This is a genomic window from Nitrobacter winogradskyi, from assembly GCF_006539545.1.
GTDB lineage: Bacteria > Pseudomonadota > Alphaproteobacteria > Rhizobiales > Xanthobacteraceae > Nitrobacter > Nitrobacter winogradskyi_A.
The window spans coordinates 1-17,436 of record NZ_BJNF01000026.1; the positions used below are offsets into that span (position 1 = coordinate 1).

Consider the following 17,436-nt stretch of genomic DNA (forward strand, 5'->3'; position numbering starts at 1 on the left):
CTTTACGGCGATAACTACGGAAATGTCCGGACTCATCGCGGCCCCGTTTGTTGTGTTCCCACTAATAGTCCGATACGGCCGTCTTTGCCAAGACGCCTCACTGCGCCAGTGCCCGCGCGTAATGCGCGCGCCTATACATCTCCAGAAGCCGCGCAGAATTCGAAACCGGATTAAAATTCTTCTCTGCAAGTAGACGGGCGCTCTGCCCCATCTTTGCGGACTTGATTCGGTTATCAGCGAGGTAGCATATCGCCTCCGCGAGCGCCTTCGGAGACTTCTCTGGAACCGATAGCCCTGTTTCGCCATGAACCAGCGTGTCAGGTTTCGGATCCTCAACCGCAACAATGCTGGGAACCCCTGCAAACGCAGCTTCAAAAACAGGTCGCCCAGCGGCTTTGAGGTGCGAGGGAAAAGCCAGAACGTCGAAGGCATCATAAGCGACCGAAATATCACATGTTGGTCCAAGAAGATGGAAGTGCGTTCCGATCCCATACTCGCTTATCTTGTTCACTACATCTGATCCGATATTCTGAGCTAAGCCGAGTGCAGCCAATGCTCTTGCTCTTAAACTTCGATCATCGTCCGTCATGCCGCCAACGATAGCGAACTGAATATCGCGTCGTTTGTCGCAAACGATCTTTGCCGCCTCCACTAAGTCCATAATACCCTTAGAGACGTGCAGGCTTCCGACATATCCAACCGTGAACATCCCGCCCATCAGTGCCTTGTCTAACTTCTCCTTAAAAGGGGGGTCGGGACGATCCGAAGCCCGTGAAAAGGAATTATGCAAGACTTCGACGTCAATATCTTGTGGCAGCGAAGACCGCACGGTCTCATCAATCGCGATTACCATGACAGCTTGCGAGCGCAGAATCGACCGGATTAGTTTTGATCGCTTGCTCCTAACGACATTATTCTGCGGCGACCTCACATGAACGATCATCGGCGCCCTAAAGATCAGGCGCGCGACCAGGCCAGGTATGATCTCCGTAACCTCGTTGACATGAATGACGTCAATGCTTCGCCACCTGCGCTTCGCTCGAACAATACTCGCCAGTGTATATGGCAAATGAAACGCTTCCCGAAGCAGGACCAGCCAGCGAGCGCCTCTGTAGTGGCTATACTGAGTATTATCGAAACGTGTTAATCCACGCGTGACAACCATATCTTTCGCCAGCTTTCGATAATATTCGAGGGCCGTGCCATCGGCTGCCACAAAGTACCCTTCAACAGAACCAGGCGGCAGAGATCTGATCGCCTCATACAAGCTCCGAGAAGCTCCACCAAACGGGCCCACCCCATCAACGTAGAGCACCCGAATGCTTTTACTATCGCTCCCAACCATCGTCGATGAATTCATTGACTACTCAAAATGTTAGAATGAATACCGCGTGCGCAAGAAAACTATGCTGGATTGCCGAAACGCTCGCTGTAGCGTGGCTTCTTATAGTGTTCCCCGGTTGTTACTTCTACCGCAAAATCCATTATGACCGCCCCACTGCACTCGCCTGGGGACTTCTCGCAGGACGATTTGCTCAGGATCAGAGCCAGCTTCAGGATGGCTGACCATATTCCTTACCGGTTCGTAATTTTGAATAGGATATTGCCGGACACACCGTTTACCGGAGACCCGCTGGAATTGGTAAAATACACTTTGACGGTGTTGGTGGCCGTCACGCGAGCGTAGGCGATGCCGATGCCGCCGGTCGGCGTAAATTGAAAGTTTGCTTCGACAAAAGCATTTGAAGCAGCCCCCGGCACGTCGAGGTTAACATCGATTCCGGTCGTGGGGATGTTGGTCGATGGCATCGCAATTGACGAAAAAAACGGGGCAAGGCTCCCGCGAATGACGCGGTTTCCATCTTTGTTCAGAATGTTGCCACTCACTCCTGCCCCGCAATTGTCGGCTTCGATCGTCACCACGTTACTGCGGATATCCGACAACAACGAAGTGCGCTGCCCCTCGTTGTTGTCCATGATGCCCGCCACATCGGCGCTCAGAAACCCGAAGCGAATACGACAGTCGCGAGAGCCTGAGACACTAAAGCCCGTGGCGAGGTTGGTGGCGTGATCAACGTCGATCGAGCATTGGTTGTTCGGTCGCGCCAAGCCGAAAAAGTCAGCGCTTTCTGACTTATCATCGATGAGGGCACCGGTTGCGGCGCGCTGAAGCCGACGGCATCGAACATCGGTGCGGAAGTTTTGGGCAAAAACCCAAATGCCACCGCCGAGCGAGGCCGACACGCGCCCTATGGATGAAATCTCATCGACACTTATCCGGTTGTGCGCTGTTGCATATTCAAAAAGGCCGGCGAACGGCGCGGCTCGAAGCACACCGCGACCGCTCACGGTGCAATGGGTACTCAGCACCGAGCCCATGCACTGATAGAAAGCATCTGGTCGGCCCGGATCGTCATAGAATTCGCCGTCGATGATGTACTCACCCGACACCCTGTGACCTGTCGCGCCTACGTGGATCACGGCGTCGGTGAAATGGTTCGGAAGCGAATTTGAAATCGTCACGACGCTACCGACAACCGACACAACGGTTGTGACGAAGGAGTTGGCCCAAAAGGTCGGAGTTCCCGATGTGTGCGACGCCGGCGTCGTCCCATTCGCGCCGCGCTGCGTGACCGTTACAACGCCAGAGGTAGAGATCGCGCCGAGAATAACCTCGTCGTCTACCGCGAGGTAGACATGCCCGCCGTGGATCGTGCGTGAAACATCACCGCTAAGATTGAACGTCGTCACGCTGGAATTGATGTTTCCGGCAAGATTATGAGTCACGCTCGAATCCGGGTAAATCCCCTCGATCGCGATGCGCGCTCCTGGCTCGAAGATTGACGGGTCATCAACCGTCACGGACGCGGTGTTATACACTCCGGTCCCGGTCGTCTGACCAAGCCAGCTTGAAAGCATGGCCTTCTCGGTGTCGTTGGGGCTTGCGATGTTCCCGGTGACCGCAGTCAAGGGCTTGATGATGGTGCCATGCATTTCCCAATGAAGATAGGACGGGCGTCGGAACGCCCCCGCGCCGGCAATGCCGATGTTCATTTCCTTCTTCAGCGTCACCGCGCCCGTGACCAGGTGGATGTTGGCCGCGCTGATGCCGTCGAAAAGATCAATCTCGGCTTCCACTTCGCCGCGCAATGCCCGCGCATCAATGGTGCATCCAGGGTAGGTGCCAGCGAGTTCGGAAATCTTGGCGTTCAGCGGCGAAATGATGTCGCGCACGTTCGTCGCGTCGCGTACATCGGCCCAATCGGCCGCCGACAGCAGGGCTTTCAGCCCGAATGTGCGGGCAGCAACGTCGGCCACTGCGACCAGCTCGTGCGCGGTTTCATCGGCGTTGACTTGTAGAATCTTGCCGGCGCTCCCCGACACGATCGATGGCAGGCTGACGCCCGCAGCCGCCGAGACAGCTTCGTCGCGCGCTTCTTCCGCAACATCTTTCGCCGCGACTACTGTCGCAAGAATTGCATCGGCATCAACAGCGACCGGCATCAACAGCGTGTAATGATCCACCGACCACAGCATAAGCTGCGTCAATCCTGCCAAGAGTGAATTTTCGGCAAGCTCAGTGCCGAATGCGCTCTTGACTGTGACCGGCTCTCCGCCTTCGACGGAGATCGTGACGGCCCCGGTATTCGCAGCTAACGGCGTAAAGATATATGTGTGCTGTCCGGGCGTAGTCGGAAGACCCGGAACAATGGTCGCCTCGATCGCATTTGCGGTGCCGCCTGTGGCGAGGATCACATAATCCCCAGGCAAGTCAGCGATGCGTGTCCAGGAGCCCGTCCCGCCCGCACCGGCCTTTTTGTAGAGGCCGTTGTAGGCTGCGGTGCTGTCGCCACGGACCTGTGCAAGCGAGTTGGCGACAGGAACGAGATTGGCGAAAAGAGCCGCGCGGGAGGCGTAGCTAAGGTTGATGGCTTCAAACCCCGCTGCAATATCAGCTTGCAGCTTGGTACCCCAGGCGCGAATCTCGCGCTTGTTGGGCTTGTGCGCCCCACTGGCAGGCACGCCGTTTATGTTGTAGTCGCGCCAGACCTCGGCAGCCGTCAACTCGGTCATATCATCTCTCTCGGTTATACCGTCTCATAGACGATCGTAAAATCGAAGTAGGCACCGTTGGTGAGCCCGACGCTGTCGTAGATTAGCGCTGTTGGCGAGGTCGCGATCGTGCGGCCATCAGCGATCCGACCGTTGGCCGTGTTGCGGCATGTGAACGACCCGTTCGAAAGCGAATTGACGGGAAGCGGAATTGAAACCTGATCCGATCCGGAGTTTGGCGCCAACGTCGTTACGGTCGCTCGACCCGAAACGATGCAGAGCTTACCTATGATGATGTAGCTGTAGGCGAAGCTGCCCGCGCCGAAGTTCGTTCCGCCCTGGTTTTTCAGAACGGCCCCCGACGCCGTTGTAAAAGCCCCACCGGTGTAACCCGTCCCCCCATTTGCAACCGGCAGCGTTCCGGACACTTCCGAGCCGAGCGCGATGGTGGCGGCGCCGTCCTTCAAGGCGCTGCCGTCTGTCCCATTCCAGCGGGCGAACCCGCTGTCGGTCGACGATACAGGCCCCTCGATGCCACCGCCCCCGCCGGCCGGCGTCTGCCACGACCCGTCGCCGCGCAGGTAGGTGGACGAGGATGGTGTTCCCGTCGCGTCGATGTCGTCGACCCCGACATCATCCTTGGTCGCCATTGCGCCGAGCGACATGGCGAGGGCCGCGAGCGACGATGTGTCCGCCTTGCCTGATAGCGCCGTCTTGACCGCCTTCTGCGTCGGAAGTCGCGTGTTGCTGTCGGCTGTAAAAGCACTGTCAGTGTCGACAACACTCGTCGCGAACATCGCCGTCGTCAGGCCGCTGATCGTGTTATTGGCGGCGTCGATGGTCTTGTTCGTGAGCGTCTGTGCGAGCGACGCGAGATAGGTCGCAATCGACGATGCGAGAATGCCGAAGTTACTGCCGCTGGCAGCAGCGGCGAACTTCTCGGTTCCGTTGACGACCCTATCCGGGTCTTCCGATATCTTTCCGGTCATGCTTCTTCTCTTATGTAGAGCGATCCATCCTCGCGGAACAGACTCGACCCATCCTCGCGCTTGATGCTCGGCGGGATGACGGGCGTTTCGCCGCCGGCCTCCGGATCGTAGGGTTCAAGAATTTCGGGGAACACGAGGATGAAGGTGAACGTGATCCGCCCGGCCATCAGATCGATGTCGGCGTCCTGAATCTCGATGACCGAGTCCTGAAGCCCGGACACGAAGGGATATTGAATTCTGACCCAACGCTCGCCGAGCGCGGCAAGGCCGTACAACGTCGTTGTGATTGTCCCGCTCAAGGGCGTGTTGAGACGCCTCATCGCCCGCTCAGCCAGCCGCCGCGCCTGCGTCTCGGTCTGCGTCCATTTCAGATCGAGGGACTGAGACCGCGTCATCCCCGTGAGCGATATCGACTCTTCGTCCCGGTAAGGCTCGGCCTGAACCTCCACATAGCCCGAGTTCGGGTCGGTGTGAGATATGTTGAGTTGATTGACGGCCTGCTCGTCGGCTTGCCCGTAATTGAGGTTGAAGTCGATGATGTGATTGGCTGCTATGGTAACGGTCGGCTCTCGATACACCCCGACCTTGAGCGCGAGCGAGCCATCGCCGGCCTCAGCCAACCATCCGTCGCAAGTAGCCAGGATCGAATTGACGATATCCTCGGGCTTGTTGTCGAACTGGTACCATCCGTTAGACGTGTAGCGCGGCTCGGTGTCGCCCGGAGTTGCGACCCGTTCGTCGCAAAGGTCCGCTTCGTGCATCCACAAGGCGAGATGCGCCGGCGTTGGAAACAGGATATCGAAATCCAGCCCCATGCACCCGTCGACCTGGGTGAGATAGTCGAGCAGTTGCAGGACGGGGTTGTAGGAAATCTTCCACGTCGAGGAATCCAGCCGGCTTTGCGTCGGGTCGCGCGGATCCCATACCGGCGAGCAATCGAGCACGAGGGAAAGAACAGGAAGCCCGCGCGGGTAGATCTCCGTGTAATCCTCGGGCTTGATTTCTTGACCTTGGCAATAAAGGGATGCCCAGAAGATGCCGATGCCGAAATGCGTGGCGGGGTCCCATATGCCGCCGCTTGGCCCGACACCGAAGAAGCTTTGAGTTGACCCGTCGCCGTAGCCGAAGTGAACCCTGACGTTGCCGGCAGGGCCGTAGCGGCCGTCATCAGCGAATGCCGGACGTATGGCGTCGGTTGCGCCGTGGTCGAACACCACCAGATCGTCATGCAGGTACATGTTCACGACAGCGGCAACGCGCCCGGAATGGACCGCCATCACGTCGTAGGAGTTCTTGTCGGCCTCCTCGAACAGCATGTAATAGCCGGCCAGCCGGTTGCGGCCATAGCCCCGGATGCGCGGCGGGATTCCCTGCTTAAGCGGGTGAGACCCGTTCTCCGGCTTCGGCACATCCGGCCGCAACGCATAGTTCAGCCCGATTGACGTGCCGAGGATGGTTGCAGTACCGACTGCGGTCGCCAGACTCACGCCGAGAAATGACGCACCGCTGATCGCTGAGCCGAAACCGATCCCCGTGATCGCCCCTGGCGCGACGCTCGCGATCAGTATGGTTCCGATCGTTTCAGCCATCGAACGTCCACGCCCGCAGCATTGGAAGCCTGTCGTCGTTGTCCACCACCAAACCCATGTCCGATGTCACAACGGCATAGCACCGTGGCGCGGCGCAGATCGCACCGGTCGGCCGGCGCCGTATCTCGCCGCCCGCCGAGTAAGGTGCATCGACCGCGACGATATCGCCCGCAACGGGTGTTTCCGTGGGCCGCATTCCAACCGCGGTCAGGCGCGAATGACAGGCTTCTAGAAAGCCGCCCTCGCGAGCGACGATGCGCTGAAACTCGCGCTCCGAAGAATACGTGCCACGGACATCAGCGATCGGATCGCGCCCACACACGTTGACAACCCAATCCGCCATGAAAGTCGAGCAATCCCACGTTCCCGGTGACCAGCGCTTGCGAAGCACGGATTCGAAGAATTCAGGGAGCGTCATGCTGACAGCCGTGGCCACGTCTTGTTGAACCCGTTAGCGTAGAGCGGCGTGCGCTCGCAGAAGTAGTCGGTCGGATATCTGGCCCGCTGGTCCTGGTTCGTGAAATAGGCCAATCCCGGCCGCCGGCGGCCGGTCATAAGTGTCCCCGCGGAAAGTGTGACGGTTCTGACGGTCGATTGCCCGACCTCAGTCGGCGACACTTGCTGGATAGCGAGGTAGTCGGCGGTGTAGTTCTGAATCCATTTGATCGGGCCAAGGAGAGACCAGTCTTCGCCCATCACCGCGAAGCCGACAGAAACACGCTTCCCCTTGACCTGCTGTGCATCGCCGCCAGATGCGATCTGAAGAATCTCGCCGGTCACGCCGCTGATGGTGAAATCCACTCGCTGCGCCGCGCCGTTGATCATCTGCTTGAGGGCGGGCAGGCTGCCGACCTCGCCGAAGCCGTTGTATTTTGCTCCGGCTTCATCGAGCACGTCGGGTTGCGTCGTCTCGAAAGGTCCAACGCCCAGCCACAACCTGACGACCGGGTCCGTTTCCAGGCGGAAAAACACGCCGATGCGCGCGGAATTCCTGGCCAGCGCGGCCAGTTCATCTTGCGAAAGATTCATGACAGATCAGACCGGATAGAAATATTCGACGAAGCTGACATCCGGGTCAGCAAAGCGGCGCATCGACAATGTCAGCTTCATCACATTCGGGTCGGCGAGCATCATGACGCAACGCGGCCGGTCGAATTCGAGATACGTCCCTGCCGTCACCGCCTCCCGGAGCGGCGGGCGGAAGGTGATCACGGAGTTGCCTCCGCCTTGATCATCGACCGTGCCGACCTCATACAGATGCCAGCCTTGCGTCGGGTGCTCGATCGAGAAGAACTCGCCGCCGCGCAGCGGGCCGCCAGCGGCGAATGACAGTGCGAGGCTGACGGCCCGCAACGGCGCGTCCAGCAGAACAGACGCGTCGACGATGTTCTGGGCATATCCCGCCCCGTCGTCGAAGAGCGCACCATCGGAGTGCGGCACGGCTCCGATCGCGTAGAGAGGCTTCCCATCTACAATCGGCGCCGGGAAGTGGCGCTTGTCGCACATCGGCACGATGATCGGCGCTGAGCCGCCGTCGCACAGGACCTCCAGCGCGCGCCAGGCGCGGACGTGATCCGGCGTGCGTAAATTGATCGAGCCGTATTCACACTTCCACAATCCGCCGCCGCTGGTCGTTACGCGAGGGAACGCGCCCTGCGCCGATTGACCGACAGAAGCCGTCGATGACAGTATCTGCCACGACCCCGACCGCTCCCGCATGAGCGATGCTGAGAATTCCGGAACAGCCACGACTATGCAACTCCGGTCGACTGGAAGCGCTGGGCGCTCTGCATCGCCCTGCTCTGCCCCGCTATCGCCTTGGCGTGCTGTGCCAGAACGCCCCTGATCCGATCCACGGCCCCCGCGTCGGCTCCGCGCGCGTCGATCTGATAGACCGGCGCGAAGGTCTGCGTTGGCGCGCTACGGCCAGGTTTCGGGAGCCTGTAATTCGGCACCACCTCGGAACCGCGAGGCAGGTTTACCAGCTCCGGACCACGTTCACCCACGATCGCCATGCCGCCCGGCGCGAAATTCGTGCCGTTCGCGAACTTCGGGATCGCTGACAGAATGCTGCTACCTCCCCCGCCACCCAGCATCCCGGCAATCGGTCCAAGGATCGCCTTCTTGATCGCTATCCTCGCCAGTTCATGAAGGATCAGGTTTGACATCGATTTGAAGGCGTCGGCAACCGAGCGCGTCCCGGTGATGACGTCGGCCAATTCGTCGCTCATCCGGTCGAGCGATTGGACGGCCACATATTCCAGCTGCTGCCCGATGTTGGATGACTCCCGCGCGAAGGTGGCGAGAGGGCCATTCAACTGTTCGAGCTGGCCGCGCGCCTTGGCATAGGCGTCGGCCAACTCGTTTATCTTTGCTCGCTGCGCCTCGGTGACCTCGGTGTTGGACTTTCCGGCGCGGTGATTGGCTTCCCGTGCGGCGGTTTCCAGCTCGACCACGACGCGAGCGCGTTCCCGCGCCGTCGCAGTCTGGTCGATGGTCGACGCCTCAACGCCCATCAGGTCGATCTGGCGCTGCGTCATCGCCAAGCGGCGCTCGAAGGTGTCGCGATCGGAGCCGGCCCCGCCGCCCTTCTTCGCCGCAGCCGTCACCGGGTTGTCCGCAAGGCTGACTTTCTTGGTCGCGAACGGCGAAAAGGCATCGTCAAACCTGCTCGACGCCGTAGACTTCTTGGCCGCAGCCTTGTCCGCCTCCGCGTTGGCGGCCGACATGGCCTTGCGCAACGCATTGAACCCTTCCGCCCGGCTGGCGATTGCATCGCCGGCAGCCCGTTGAGCGAGTGAGCCGGAGGTGTCGAACAGAAACCGATAGAGGTTCTGAAACGATGGATCATTCCAGAGATTCTGCGCGGCCGCGCCCAGGGCGTCCAAGCCTCTATTGGTGTCCTGGAGGCTTTTGCTACTCGCCAACGACGTGAAGGCATCAGCGAGCTTGGTCACCGCGGCGGACAGCGTGTCCAGCGCCGATGTTGCCGCTCTGCTGGCGCCGCTGGCGTCGTTGATACGCCTCGCCGCGTCGACGGCGGAATTCTGAAGCCGCTCAAATCCTTGCGCCACTGTGAGTGACGCGCCGGCAACCTGTTGGTTGAGCATCACGGCGCCGGCCTGGAATCCCTTGAAGAACGCCGCCGACGACACCTTGCCATCGACCACCAACTGCCGGAGCTTCGAGACTGAACCGCCGGCCTCGGTAATGCCGTTGGCCGCGGCCTGCACAATAGGCAACGCGCCTTCCAGCATCGAGTTGAATTCCTCGGCGCGCACCACCCCGGAGCCGAGCGCCTGCGATAGCTGCAACAGCGCGCCGGACGATTCCGCCGCCGATTTTCCTGACACGCGCAGCGCGACGGCCACGTTGTCGGTGAACTTGAGCAGCTGTTCCGTCGAGACGCCAAGCTCCTTCTGAACCAGGCTGGCCCGGCCATAGAGCTGCACCAATGCCTCGAGCGGCGCGGCGTTCTTCTGCGCCGACACGAACAGCGCGTCATAGACCTTGGTGAGCTGCTCGCCGGAGAGGCCGGCGACCTTCAAGGCGTTGTCGATACGCGTGGCGGTATCGATAAATTTCTGCGCCTCGCGGAGGGAGAAGGCAGCCGCGAGGGCGCCGACCATGCCTTTGCCGAGCCCCGCGAAGGACCCGCTCACCTTCTTGCCGAGGCCGTCGAACTGCTTCTCGATGTTCTTGGTGCTGGCGCGAGAGTCCGCTTCCAGCTTCTTGAGCGCGCGCTGAATCTGGCGGGTGTCCGCCGAGATCGAAAGCACCATCTGCTCGAGGTCTTGAGCCATCAGCCGTACTTCTCCAGAAGCTTCGTCATCTCATCTTCGTCAGGCGCTTCGGTTTTCTCAGGGTCGGCGTGCATTTCGTTAAAGATATCGACCGCATCGAAGAACTCGGTGACGGTCACCTGCCAGAAGTCGGCCGGCCGCCAGCCCATCGGGCCGATGGCGGTTTTCAGCCAGTCGCGGAACGGGAAGGGCTTGTCGTGGTCGTCGCCGGCGCGCCTTCGTCGCCGGCTTTGGCTTTTCCCTCGGAATCCTTGAGGTGATGGCTGAGAGCGGCGGCAAATGCCTTGGCGCAGGCCGGGAAGTCGGGAAGCGTCAGTTCCGCCGCGGCCCGCGCGCCGTCGCCCTTGACCGCGAGGTGCTGAACGCCGGCAATGGTCGCCGCGACCTCGACGCCGAGCAGGCGCTGATAGAGGTCGCCGAACGACTTACAGTCCAGCGCGGTAGAGACGGCAGCCAACCTGCCGATCTCGGCGGCAATCACCAGATCGACAGAGCCGACGCGGAGCGGCACCTCGCCCCGCGCGCCATTTGCTGACAGTGCCATGCGCTTACGCCGCGATCACGTCGGCGGTGCCGCCGCTGGTCGCGGTCGCGCTGCCGGACGTGTTGGTGGCGGTAACGGCGACCGTGATGGTCTTGCCGACGTCGCCGGTGACAGGAACGTAGGTTTCCCCGGTTGCGCCGGAGATATTCACGCCATCGAGCTTCCACTGGAACGTGAACACCGCCGAATGCGTCCAGGTGCCGACGTTCGCCGATAGGGTCTGGCCTTCCTGGGCGATGCCGGCGATCGACGGCAGCAACGTGTTGACCGGCGCACCGGCTTCGGCCGTGAAGGTGAGCGGACCGGCGGCGGTGAAAGTGGCCGAGAACTCCATATTGCCTTCCATCTCGCCGGAAAACTCGAAATCCGACACCATCCAGGAGCCGGCATAGGTCCCCTCGCCTGGCACCACGACCCGGGCGTTGAAAACCGTGGCGCCGCGCACGTGGCCCATCAAGATCGCCTGAGTTGCGCCGCTGATGAAAGCGCCAGATCCGGAGAAGGTCCGGTTGACGATGCCGGGCTCCGACTGCTTCTGCACGGCGGCGCCTGGATTGTCACAATCCGGCACGGTGGTATCGATCTCATTGGCCGACAGATTGAAACTGCGGGTTTTCAGCCCGCACAGATTGGCGAAGGCTTCCGGGATTTCGCCGTCACCGATCTTGATGAGTAGCAATCGGCCTTTTTGCTGAGACATGAGAGCGTCCTTTCACGACAAAGCGCCCCGCGGCTCGCAGGGCGGTCAAAGCTGGGATATTTCAAGTAGTTACTCGGTGACGATGGCGACCATTTCGACCACGCCATGGCTGGTCAGGCCGTCAGGATCACGAAAAATGCGGGTTTGGCGGTGCTGAAGCGTTATCACCTTGTGGGTCGGTAACGACGCATCCCAATTGTGCAGCGATTTGACGACGGCGTGCGCGATCTGCTTGGCCTCGACGAAACCGGGCTTCCGCGACCAAATGTCGAGATTCATGGTGATCTCGTAACCGGTCACGCAGGTTGCGTCGTCCTGCAGATCGTCGCTATCAGCGATCCCGACGAACGGGAAATCTGCCGTCACCGCGCCGCCGGAGCCGCGCGGCACATGGTCATAGACCCGTGCCCCAACGATCGCGGAAACCGCGGTGTCAGCCTTGAGGCGCGCAACGATTGCGCCCTGTAGTTCCAGCGAGGGAGATGCCATCAGGATTTTGCCCTGCGAACAGCCTTATTCACGGCGGCAGCCATCTTGCGGCGCGCAGTCTTGCGATAGGCGCGCCAGGTCGGAAAGATGTGTGGACGCGCCGTCATATTGACAGTGCCGAATTCGAGGAATCGCCAGGTGAATTTGGCAAACACGGCGGTCGCGTTCTTGTCCTTGGTCTCCCGGATCCCCGTTAACTCCTGATGAGGTCGATTGCCGATGCGATCAGCCTCGATGCTGCCCTTGTAATCACCCGTTGCACCGACCGGGGCGCGGGCCTCGATCCGGCTGGCTGCTTCCCGCGCGACCTCCATCTGTGCCTCTGCCAGCTCGCGCTCTGCGTCGGGTAACATCGCATTTAGCTTGCGCATGACCGCCTCGCGGCCGAGGAATTTCGACTTGATAGCCATCAGGCCGCCACTCCGCGTTCGCATAGCAGCGAAACCCACTGTCGATCCGTCTCTGGCGTCACGTCCCGCACCGCCCAGGCGGTGCCGTCACGCGCATCGACCAGCCGCCAGTCCGAATTGATCTGTCGCGTCTGGCTCGAGGCGCGCACGGTGATGATCACGGGATGCTTGTTCTCAAGCCGCGAAGCGATGACCGCCTCGCCGCCACGCAGATGCGCGAACCCGGCGCGGACGGAAAACTGCGTCGCAAAATCGCCAACCGTGCTTCCTGCCCCGTCGTCAATCTCCACGCGCTTCTGGCAATGCACCTTGTAATAGAGGTTTGGCGCGCTGATCTTCCCCACCTCACGCGCCCTCGATATCAAGTGCTACAGCGCGGCCGCTGAACGTCACCCTGACTTCTGCCGGCCTCGTCAGATCATCCTGAATGCATTCGATACCAATGACGCCAGGCAGCGGCTCGCCCTTAAAATAGACGCGCAACATGCCTCGTTCGGTCGTCTTAATCTTTAGATCGGACGCCGATGGCTTTGGAAGGGCCATTTATACCCCCACCCTGCGAAACGGCGCGACCAATGCATCGATCGCACGCTGGTAGGATTCGCGCACCGCGGATTCCAGCGGGTCGTAGTTCAATTTGACCTGCAGGATGATCGCTAGCTTGATCGGCTCGGGCACGGTGCTCTGCGCAGGCGTCTCACCTTGAGCAGGCGTCGTAGCGTATCCGGCCTTGAACGTGACCGAGATCGCATCGCGCCGCGAATAAATGCCGGGCCAGGGCTGATCCGGCTTCAAGCCGACATACGGGCCACGCGCATCGGTGAAAAGGTTGTAGACGGATGCGGCGAGCGTCTGCTGCGCATTGTCGCCGTCGAAATAGGTGATGCTCTCGATGGACAGCACCGGCGCCAGCGGCAACCGCAGGCAGTCTGAGAAGCACTCGAAATCTTGCCGCCATGTCTGTTCGACCAGGCAGCGGCCAAGGATCCCGGTCCACCCGTCGAAACGCTCGGTCGCCGCCGTCAGCAACGCGCCGATCATTGCATCGTCGTCGGTATGGTCGACACGCAGATGCGCTTTCACCTCAGCCAATGAGACCGGCGTGATGGTTGGCGCTGCTGTGCGGACGGGTGCAAGCATGGAAATCTCGAAAGAGAGGAGGGAGCGGCTCGAAAGCCGCTCCAGGTCATCAGGCTACAGGGCGCTGTGCCGGGCGGCCGAGAACCACGACGGCGCCGGCGGCGATCGACGTGCCGGAGGTCTTGGTGATGACCGCGCGGATGTAGCGTTTCGTGCCGATATAGCTCTGCCGATAGACGGAAGATGCCTCAAGAGCCGCCGGAAGATCACCGATCAGATCGGCATCGTCCACATCAGCAAAATCACCGTCCGTAGTCGTGTCGCTCTCCTGCATGGCGATGACGTAAAGCCCATCACCAGCAATCGCCCCGGTGTTGACGACCAATGCTGCGCTATCGTAGCCGCGGAGATCGACAGCCGTGCCCTTGAGCGTGGCCGACTGCACTGCCGGGACAAGAGATGCCACGACGTTGATGTTTGAAGCGAGATCACGCATGTGCGTGTCCTTTCATGATATGAATGGAGAGAAGCGGGCGGCCGAAGCCGCCCGCAGATCATCAATCGCCGAATTTCAGGAACTTTACGGCTTCAAAGCTGATCGCATCACCGCCAACGCGCTTGGTCGTGTAAAACCCGACGTAGGGCTTGTTGGTCAGGACATCACGCAGCACGCGGATGCCGACGCGATCCACGATCTGGTAGGCTTCGCGGAAGTCACCGAACGCAAGCGAGAGACTGTCCTGCGCCATGACTGGCATATCCTCGCCCTCAACCACGTTGAAGCCGAGAACCGTCCCGCCAGACAGCGCCGAGAGCGACGGCTGCCAGACATAGCCGCCCTGGCCGTCCTTCAGTTTGCGAATACCGGCAAGCGTCGCCCGCGACATCATGAAATTCGCGTTCTGGCGATACTTCGACTTGAGCGAATAAACGAGGTCGATCAACTTGTCGGCCCCGTTGAGATTGGTGCCGAACGAGCCGTCCGTGCCGGTGAGGATGTGCTGAAATGTGCCCCACGCGCGGGAGGCGTCCGCCGTCGCCGCGGTCGGATAGGTCAGAAGGCCGCGCGGCTGACCGACGCCAGTTCCGTTGAGGAACGCGGCGTTTTCGGTGCGAGCGAACTTGTCCGCCGTCTTGTCGGCGAGCCAGCTTTCGATGTTGAACATGGAGTCGTCCAACAGCTTCTGCGTGACCTGCGGAAAGGCGTACAGTTCGTGCACGGGGATTTCCCACTTGCCGAGCTGCGGAGTGCCGGTGGCAGGACGGGCCGGCGTCTCACCGACCCAGCCGGCGGTACCTTCGCCGAGATCGTTGAAGCCTTCCAGTCGATCCGTGCCGATAGTGACGACGGATGCCACCTGGCGCATCGGGGTCGTCTCATAGACACGCTTGATCATGCGGCCGGAGACATCGGGGACGACGGTGTAACCGCCATCCGGGTCCGACCCGACCGACATGGCCTTGCGCTCGTCCATGGAAAGGCGCTCGCCCTTGCGCATGTAAGCGACGAAGCCGGCCTTGTAGGCGCGGTAGCCTTCGAGATCGACCTGCTCGCCGCGCTCGGCGCCGAACTGCGCCGCCGCCTTGATCTCGTCCTTGTCGGCGTCACTGCCGCCGCCGAGCGAGATGCGATTGAGCTTGGTTTCGATGTCGTCGGCGCGCTTCTTGGCCTCGTCCTGGATCTTGTCGAGGGCAGCATTCAGCTTTTCGACCTTCTCGACGGTCGTGGCATCCGCCGCGCCAAGCTTCTTGATCTCGGCCTGCATTTCATCATTTGCCGACTTGAAGGCAGCAAAGGTCGCGCCCTGCTCATCGAGCAGTTTCTTCAGTTCCGGGTCCATGCGGACCTCCTATTTTCGAGTGAGGATTGCCAGGTTGCGGCGCACGATCTCGATCGCGGCCATGTTCGCGTCCTCATCCCGAGGATTCGCCTTGAAACCGCCGGCGGCGATGGCCTTGGCGGCTGCATTCGAGAAACCACCTACATCCCGTAGGAATTCCTCAAATTCTCTGATGGTTTTGATGCTGTCTGCCGATTTGACGGCCTCGACGCGCGCCTTTCCATTCGCCGGGAATGTCACCAGCGACACTTCCAGCAATTCGACAGCCTTGAGCGTCCGGCGCGGGTCTTCCGGCTTGGCGCGCATCGACCATTCGACAGGCCGATATCCGATGGACATGCCGTTAATCGCCGGGCGCGGCGACATTTTCAGGAGCGTGTAAGCGTCTTTGCCGCGTGTGGTCGGTGCGAGCTGGCCTTCGACATACAGGCCCTTGCTGTCCTCACGCATTTCGGTCCATACGCCGACCGGCATGTTATCGTCGCCACCGAGAAACGATCCGTGCTGCAGCAACATCGCCGGCCAGTTGCCCGAAGATCGCGCATCTTTCAGTGTTTTTTCAAACGCGCCGGGCGCGATCACGTCCCCGTAGGCGTCGACATTGCCGAAGCGCGCGCCATAACCCGAGAACGACATGGTTTCACCGTCACCCGCGAATTTGACTTCAAGCGGGGTGAGAAAGGTCTCTCGTTTCATTACTCTTCCTCGCTCGCCGGCTTGGGTGCCGGGTTGGCAGGCTTGTTGACGATCGGCTTCGCCAGATCGTCGCCACCCTCAATGCGGTCCATTTCCTCGAGCCCGCGGACCTCGTTGGGCGTCATCCAGGCGCCGGAGCCTCCGGACCCGAGCGCCTTGGCGTAGAACTCCGCACGGTCCTTCGCCGCGCCGCGCATCAGCGCGTTCGGGATGAACTTTGTGTAGTAGCCTGCCGCCAGTTCTTCTTCCGAGAACAGGTTGACGTCGGCCGATTGCTCAATTCGCTGATACCAGGGCGCCAGCGTGTGAACGACGTGCGCCAGAAACATCTGCTCTGCGCTGGCATAGGTAGCGGCCTTGTCCGACTGACCAACCATGATCGGCATGACGCGAAATGCGCGGCAGATTTCTTCAATCTGGAATTTACGGGTCTCGATAAGCTGCTGATCGACAGCGCTCATCATCTGCGCGGCCCATTTCGCCTCATTGTCCAGGATCACGGGCTTGCCGTACCGGTCGCCACCCGGCGCATGTCGGTCGAGCCACTTCGCCAGAAACTCAAATCGCTCCGGCGAAAGCTTGTCCTTCACCGAGTAAGACGACGACGGCTGAGCGCCGTTCTTCTGGAATTCCGATTGCCCTTGTTCAAGCGTGACTGCGAGGCCGATCGCATTGCGGGCGAGTTTCGTCGCATCCATGCCCATCCACGAATTCCACGACGGGCCGCGAAGGTGCCAGATGGCGTCCTGTCCGAATACCGCGGTCTCGCCTGTTTCTGCGGCAGCCACCTTGTATTCGAGCGAATAGTCCCTGTTCTGCTTGACCGTGACGCGATGCGGCTCGATCGGAATCAGCTCTGAAACCTCTCGCTTCAACCCAACCCGATTGACGAAAACATAGGCGTTCCCGCACAAGATCATGTGAAACATCAACGTTTCGCGAAACTCGAAACTCGTCTGCCACGGATTCGGGCGCCGATAGAGACGGTGATAGACTGGATGGTCCTTCGCCGGCTCGCTACCAGCCGCGGCATCGCGATACACCTTGAACGGGACTTGCGACACGCCTTCCGCGATCACTCGGCAACAGGCCAACACCGTCGCGACCTCGAGCGCCGTCTGAACGTTGACGACGACACCGGAGCCGGATTCCCGGCCGCCGCCGTAAACCTGGCGCATGAGATCGTCCAGCGAGGCCGCTTTCTGTTCGCGGCCGACAAGTCGTTTCCAGAAACCCATAAAG

General features: G+C 60.7%; 20 protein-coding genes. All 20 read right to left on the reverse strand.

Features of this window, described 5'->3' with window-relative positions; all coding sequences use genetic code 11:
* Positions 1–97: 97 nt before the first annotated feature.
* The gene (locus NWI01_RS05290) at positions 98–1,360 is read right to left on the reverse strand and encodes a glycosyltransferase family 4 protein (protein WP_244613650.1); all 1,263 of its coding nucleotides are present in this window, start codon (positions 1,358–1,360) and stop codon (positions 98–100) included.
* Between the two features lie 215 nt (positions 1,361–1,575).
* Positions 1,576–4,074, reverse strand: a complete 2,499-nt coding sequence (locus NWI01_RS05295; protein WP_141382885.1) for a hypothetical protein — start codon at positions 4,072–4,074, stop codon at positions 1,576–1,578.
* Positions 4,075–4,088: 14 nt separating this feature from the next.
* Positions 4,089–5,042, reverse strand: coding sequence for a hypothetical protein (locus tag NWI01_RS05300; RefSeq protein WP_141382886.1), 954 nt, complete (start codon positions 5,040–5,042; stop codon positions 4,089–4,091).
* Positions 5,039–6,631: a phage tail protein gene (locus NWI01_RS05305; protein ID WP_141382887.1), complete on the reverse strand. Its 1,593-nt coding sequence runs from the start codon at positions 6,629–6,631 to the stop codon at positions 5,039–5,041. The genes NWI01_RS05300 and NWI01_RS05305 overlap by 4 nt, the downstream gene beginning before the upstream one ends.
* A complete protein-coding gene (locus tag NWI01_RS05310) occupies positions 6,624–7,049 on the reverse strand; it encodes a DUF6950 family protein (RefSeq protein ID WP_141382888.1) in 426 nt (141 codons plus the stop codon). Before NWI01_RS05310 ends, NWI01_RS05305 begins: the two co-directional genes overlap by 8 nt.
* Positions 7,046–7,660 (reverse strand): hypothetical protein, encoded by a 615-nt coding sequence (locus NWI01_RS05315; protein WP_141382889.1) that lies wholly within the window; start codon positions 7,658–7,660, stop codon positions 7,046–7,048. The genes NWI01_RS05310 and NWI01_RS05315 overlap by 4 nt, the downstream gene beginning before the upstream one ends.
* A 6-nt stretch (positions 7,661–7,666) precedes the next feature.
* Complete coding sequence (locus NWI01_RS05320) at positions 7,667–8,380, reverse strand: hypothetical protein (protein ID WP_141382890.1); 714 nt, start codon at positions 8,378–8,380, stop codon at positions 7,667–7,669.
* Between the two features lie 2 nt (positions 8,381–8,382).
* The gene (locus NWI01_RS05325) at positions 8,383–10,434 is read right to left on the reverse strand and encodes a tape measure protein (RefSeq protein WP_141382891.1); all 2,052 of its coding nucleotides are present in this window, start codon (positions 10,432–10,434) and stop codon (positions 8,383–8,385) included.
* Positions 10,434–10,583, reverse strand: a complete 150-nt coding sequence (locus tag NWI01_RS05330) for a phage tail assembly chaperone (RefSeq protein ID WP_244613651.1) — start codon at positions 10,581–10,583, stop codon at positions 10,434–10,436. The genes NWI01_RS05325 and NWI01_RS05330 overlap by 1 nt, the downstream gene beginning before the upstream one ends.
* Positions 10,584–10,600: 17 nt before the next feature.
* Positions 10,601–10,978, reverse strand: a complete 378-nt coding sequence (locus NWI01_RS05335) for a hypothetical protein (RefSeq protein ID WP_141382893.1) — start codon at positions 10,976–10,978, stop codon at positions 10,601–10,603.
* 4 nt (positions 10,979–10,982) lie between these two features.
* Positions 10,983–11,678 (reverse strand): phage tail tube protein, encoded by a 696-nt coding sequence (locus tag NWI01_RS05340; RefSeq protein ID WP_141382894.1) that lies wholly within the window; start codon positions 11,676–11,678, stop codon positions 10,983–10,985.
* Positions 11,679–11,747: 69 nt separating this feature from the next.
* The gene (locus NWI01_RS05345) at positions 11,748–12,167 is read right to left on the reverse strand and encodes a DUF3168 domain-containing protein (protein ID WP_141382895.1); all 420 of its coding nucleotides are present in this window, start codon (positions 12,165–12,167) and stop codon (positions 11,748–11,750) included.
* A complete protein-coding gene (locus NWI01_RS05350) occupies positions 12,167–12,577 on the reverse strand; it encodes an HK97 gp10 family phage protein (RefSeq protein ID WP_181410375.1) in 411 nt (136 codons plus the stop codon). Before NWI01_RS05350 ends, NWI01_RS05345 begins: the two co-directional genes overlap by 1 nt.
* Positions 12,577–12,921: a head-tail adaptor protein gene (locus tag NWI01_RS05355; protein WP_141382897.1), complete on the reverse strand. Its 345-nt coding sequence runs from the start codon at positions 12,919–12,921 to the stop codon at positions 12,577–12,579. Before NWI01_RS05355 ends, NWI01_RS05350 begins: the two co-directional genes overlap by 1 nt.
* Before the next feature lies 1 nt (position 12,922).
* Entirely contained in the window at positions 12,923–13,063 is a 141-nt protein-coding gene (locus tag NWI01_RS18800) for a hypothetical protein (RefSeq protein ID WP_181410376.1), read from the reverse strand.
* Between the two features lie 57 nt (positions 13,064–13,120).
* Positions 13,121–13,717 (reverse strand): head-tail connector protein, encoded by a 597-nt coding sequence (locus tag NWI01_RS05360; RefSeq protein ID WP_141382898.1) that lies wholly within the window; start codon positions 13,715–13,717, stop codon positions 13,121–13,123.
* Between the two features lie 49 nt (positions 13,718–13,766).
* Entirely contained in the window at positions 13,767–14,153 is a 387-nt protein-coding gene (locus NWI01_RS05365) for a hypothetical protein (RefSeq protein WP_141382899.1), read from the reverse strand.
* 61 nt (positions 14,154–14,214) lie between these two features.
* Complete coding sequence (locus tag NWI01_RS05370) at positions 14,215–15,498, reverse strand: phage major capsid protein (RefSeq protein WP_141382900.1); 1,284 nt, start codon at positions 15,496–15,498, stop codon at positions 14,215–14,217.
* A 9-nt stretch (positions 15,499–15,507) separates the two neighbouring features.
* On the reverse strand, positions 15,508–16,194 hold the full coding sequence (locus tag NWI01_RS05375) for an HK97 family phage prohead protease (protein ID WP_141382901.1): 687 nt from the start codon (positions 16,192–16,194) through the stop codon (positions 15,508–15,510).
* Entirely contained in the window at positions 16,194–17,432 is a 1,239-nt protein-coding gene (locus tag NWI01_RS05380; RefSeq protein WP_141382902.1) for a phage portal protein, read from the reverse strand. Before NWI01_RS05380 ends, NWI01_RS05375 begins: the two co-directional genes overlap by 1 nt.
* Positions 17,433–17,436: the final 4 nt, after the last annotated feature.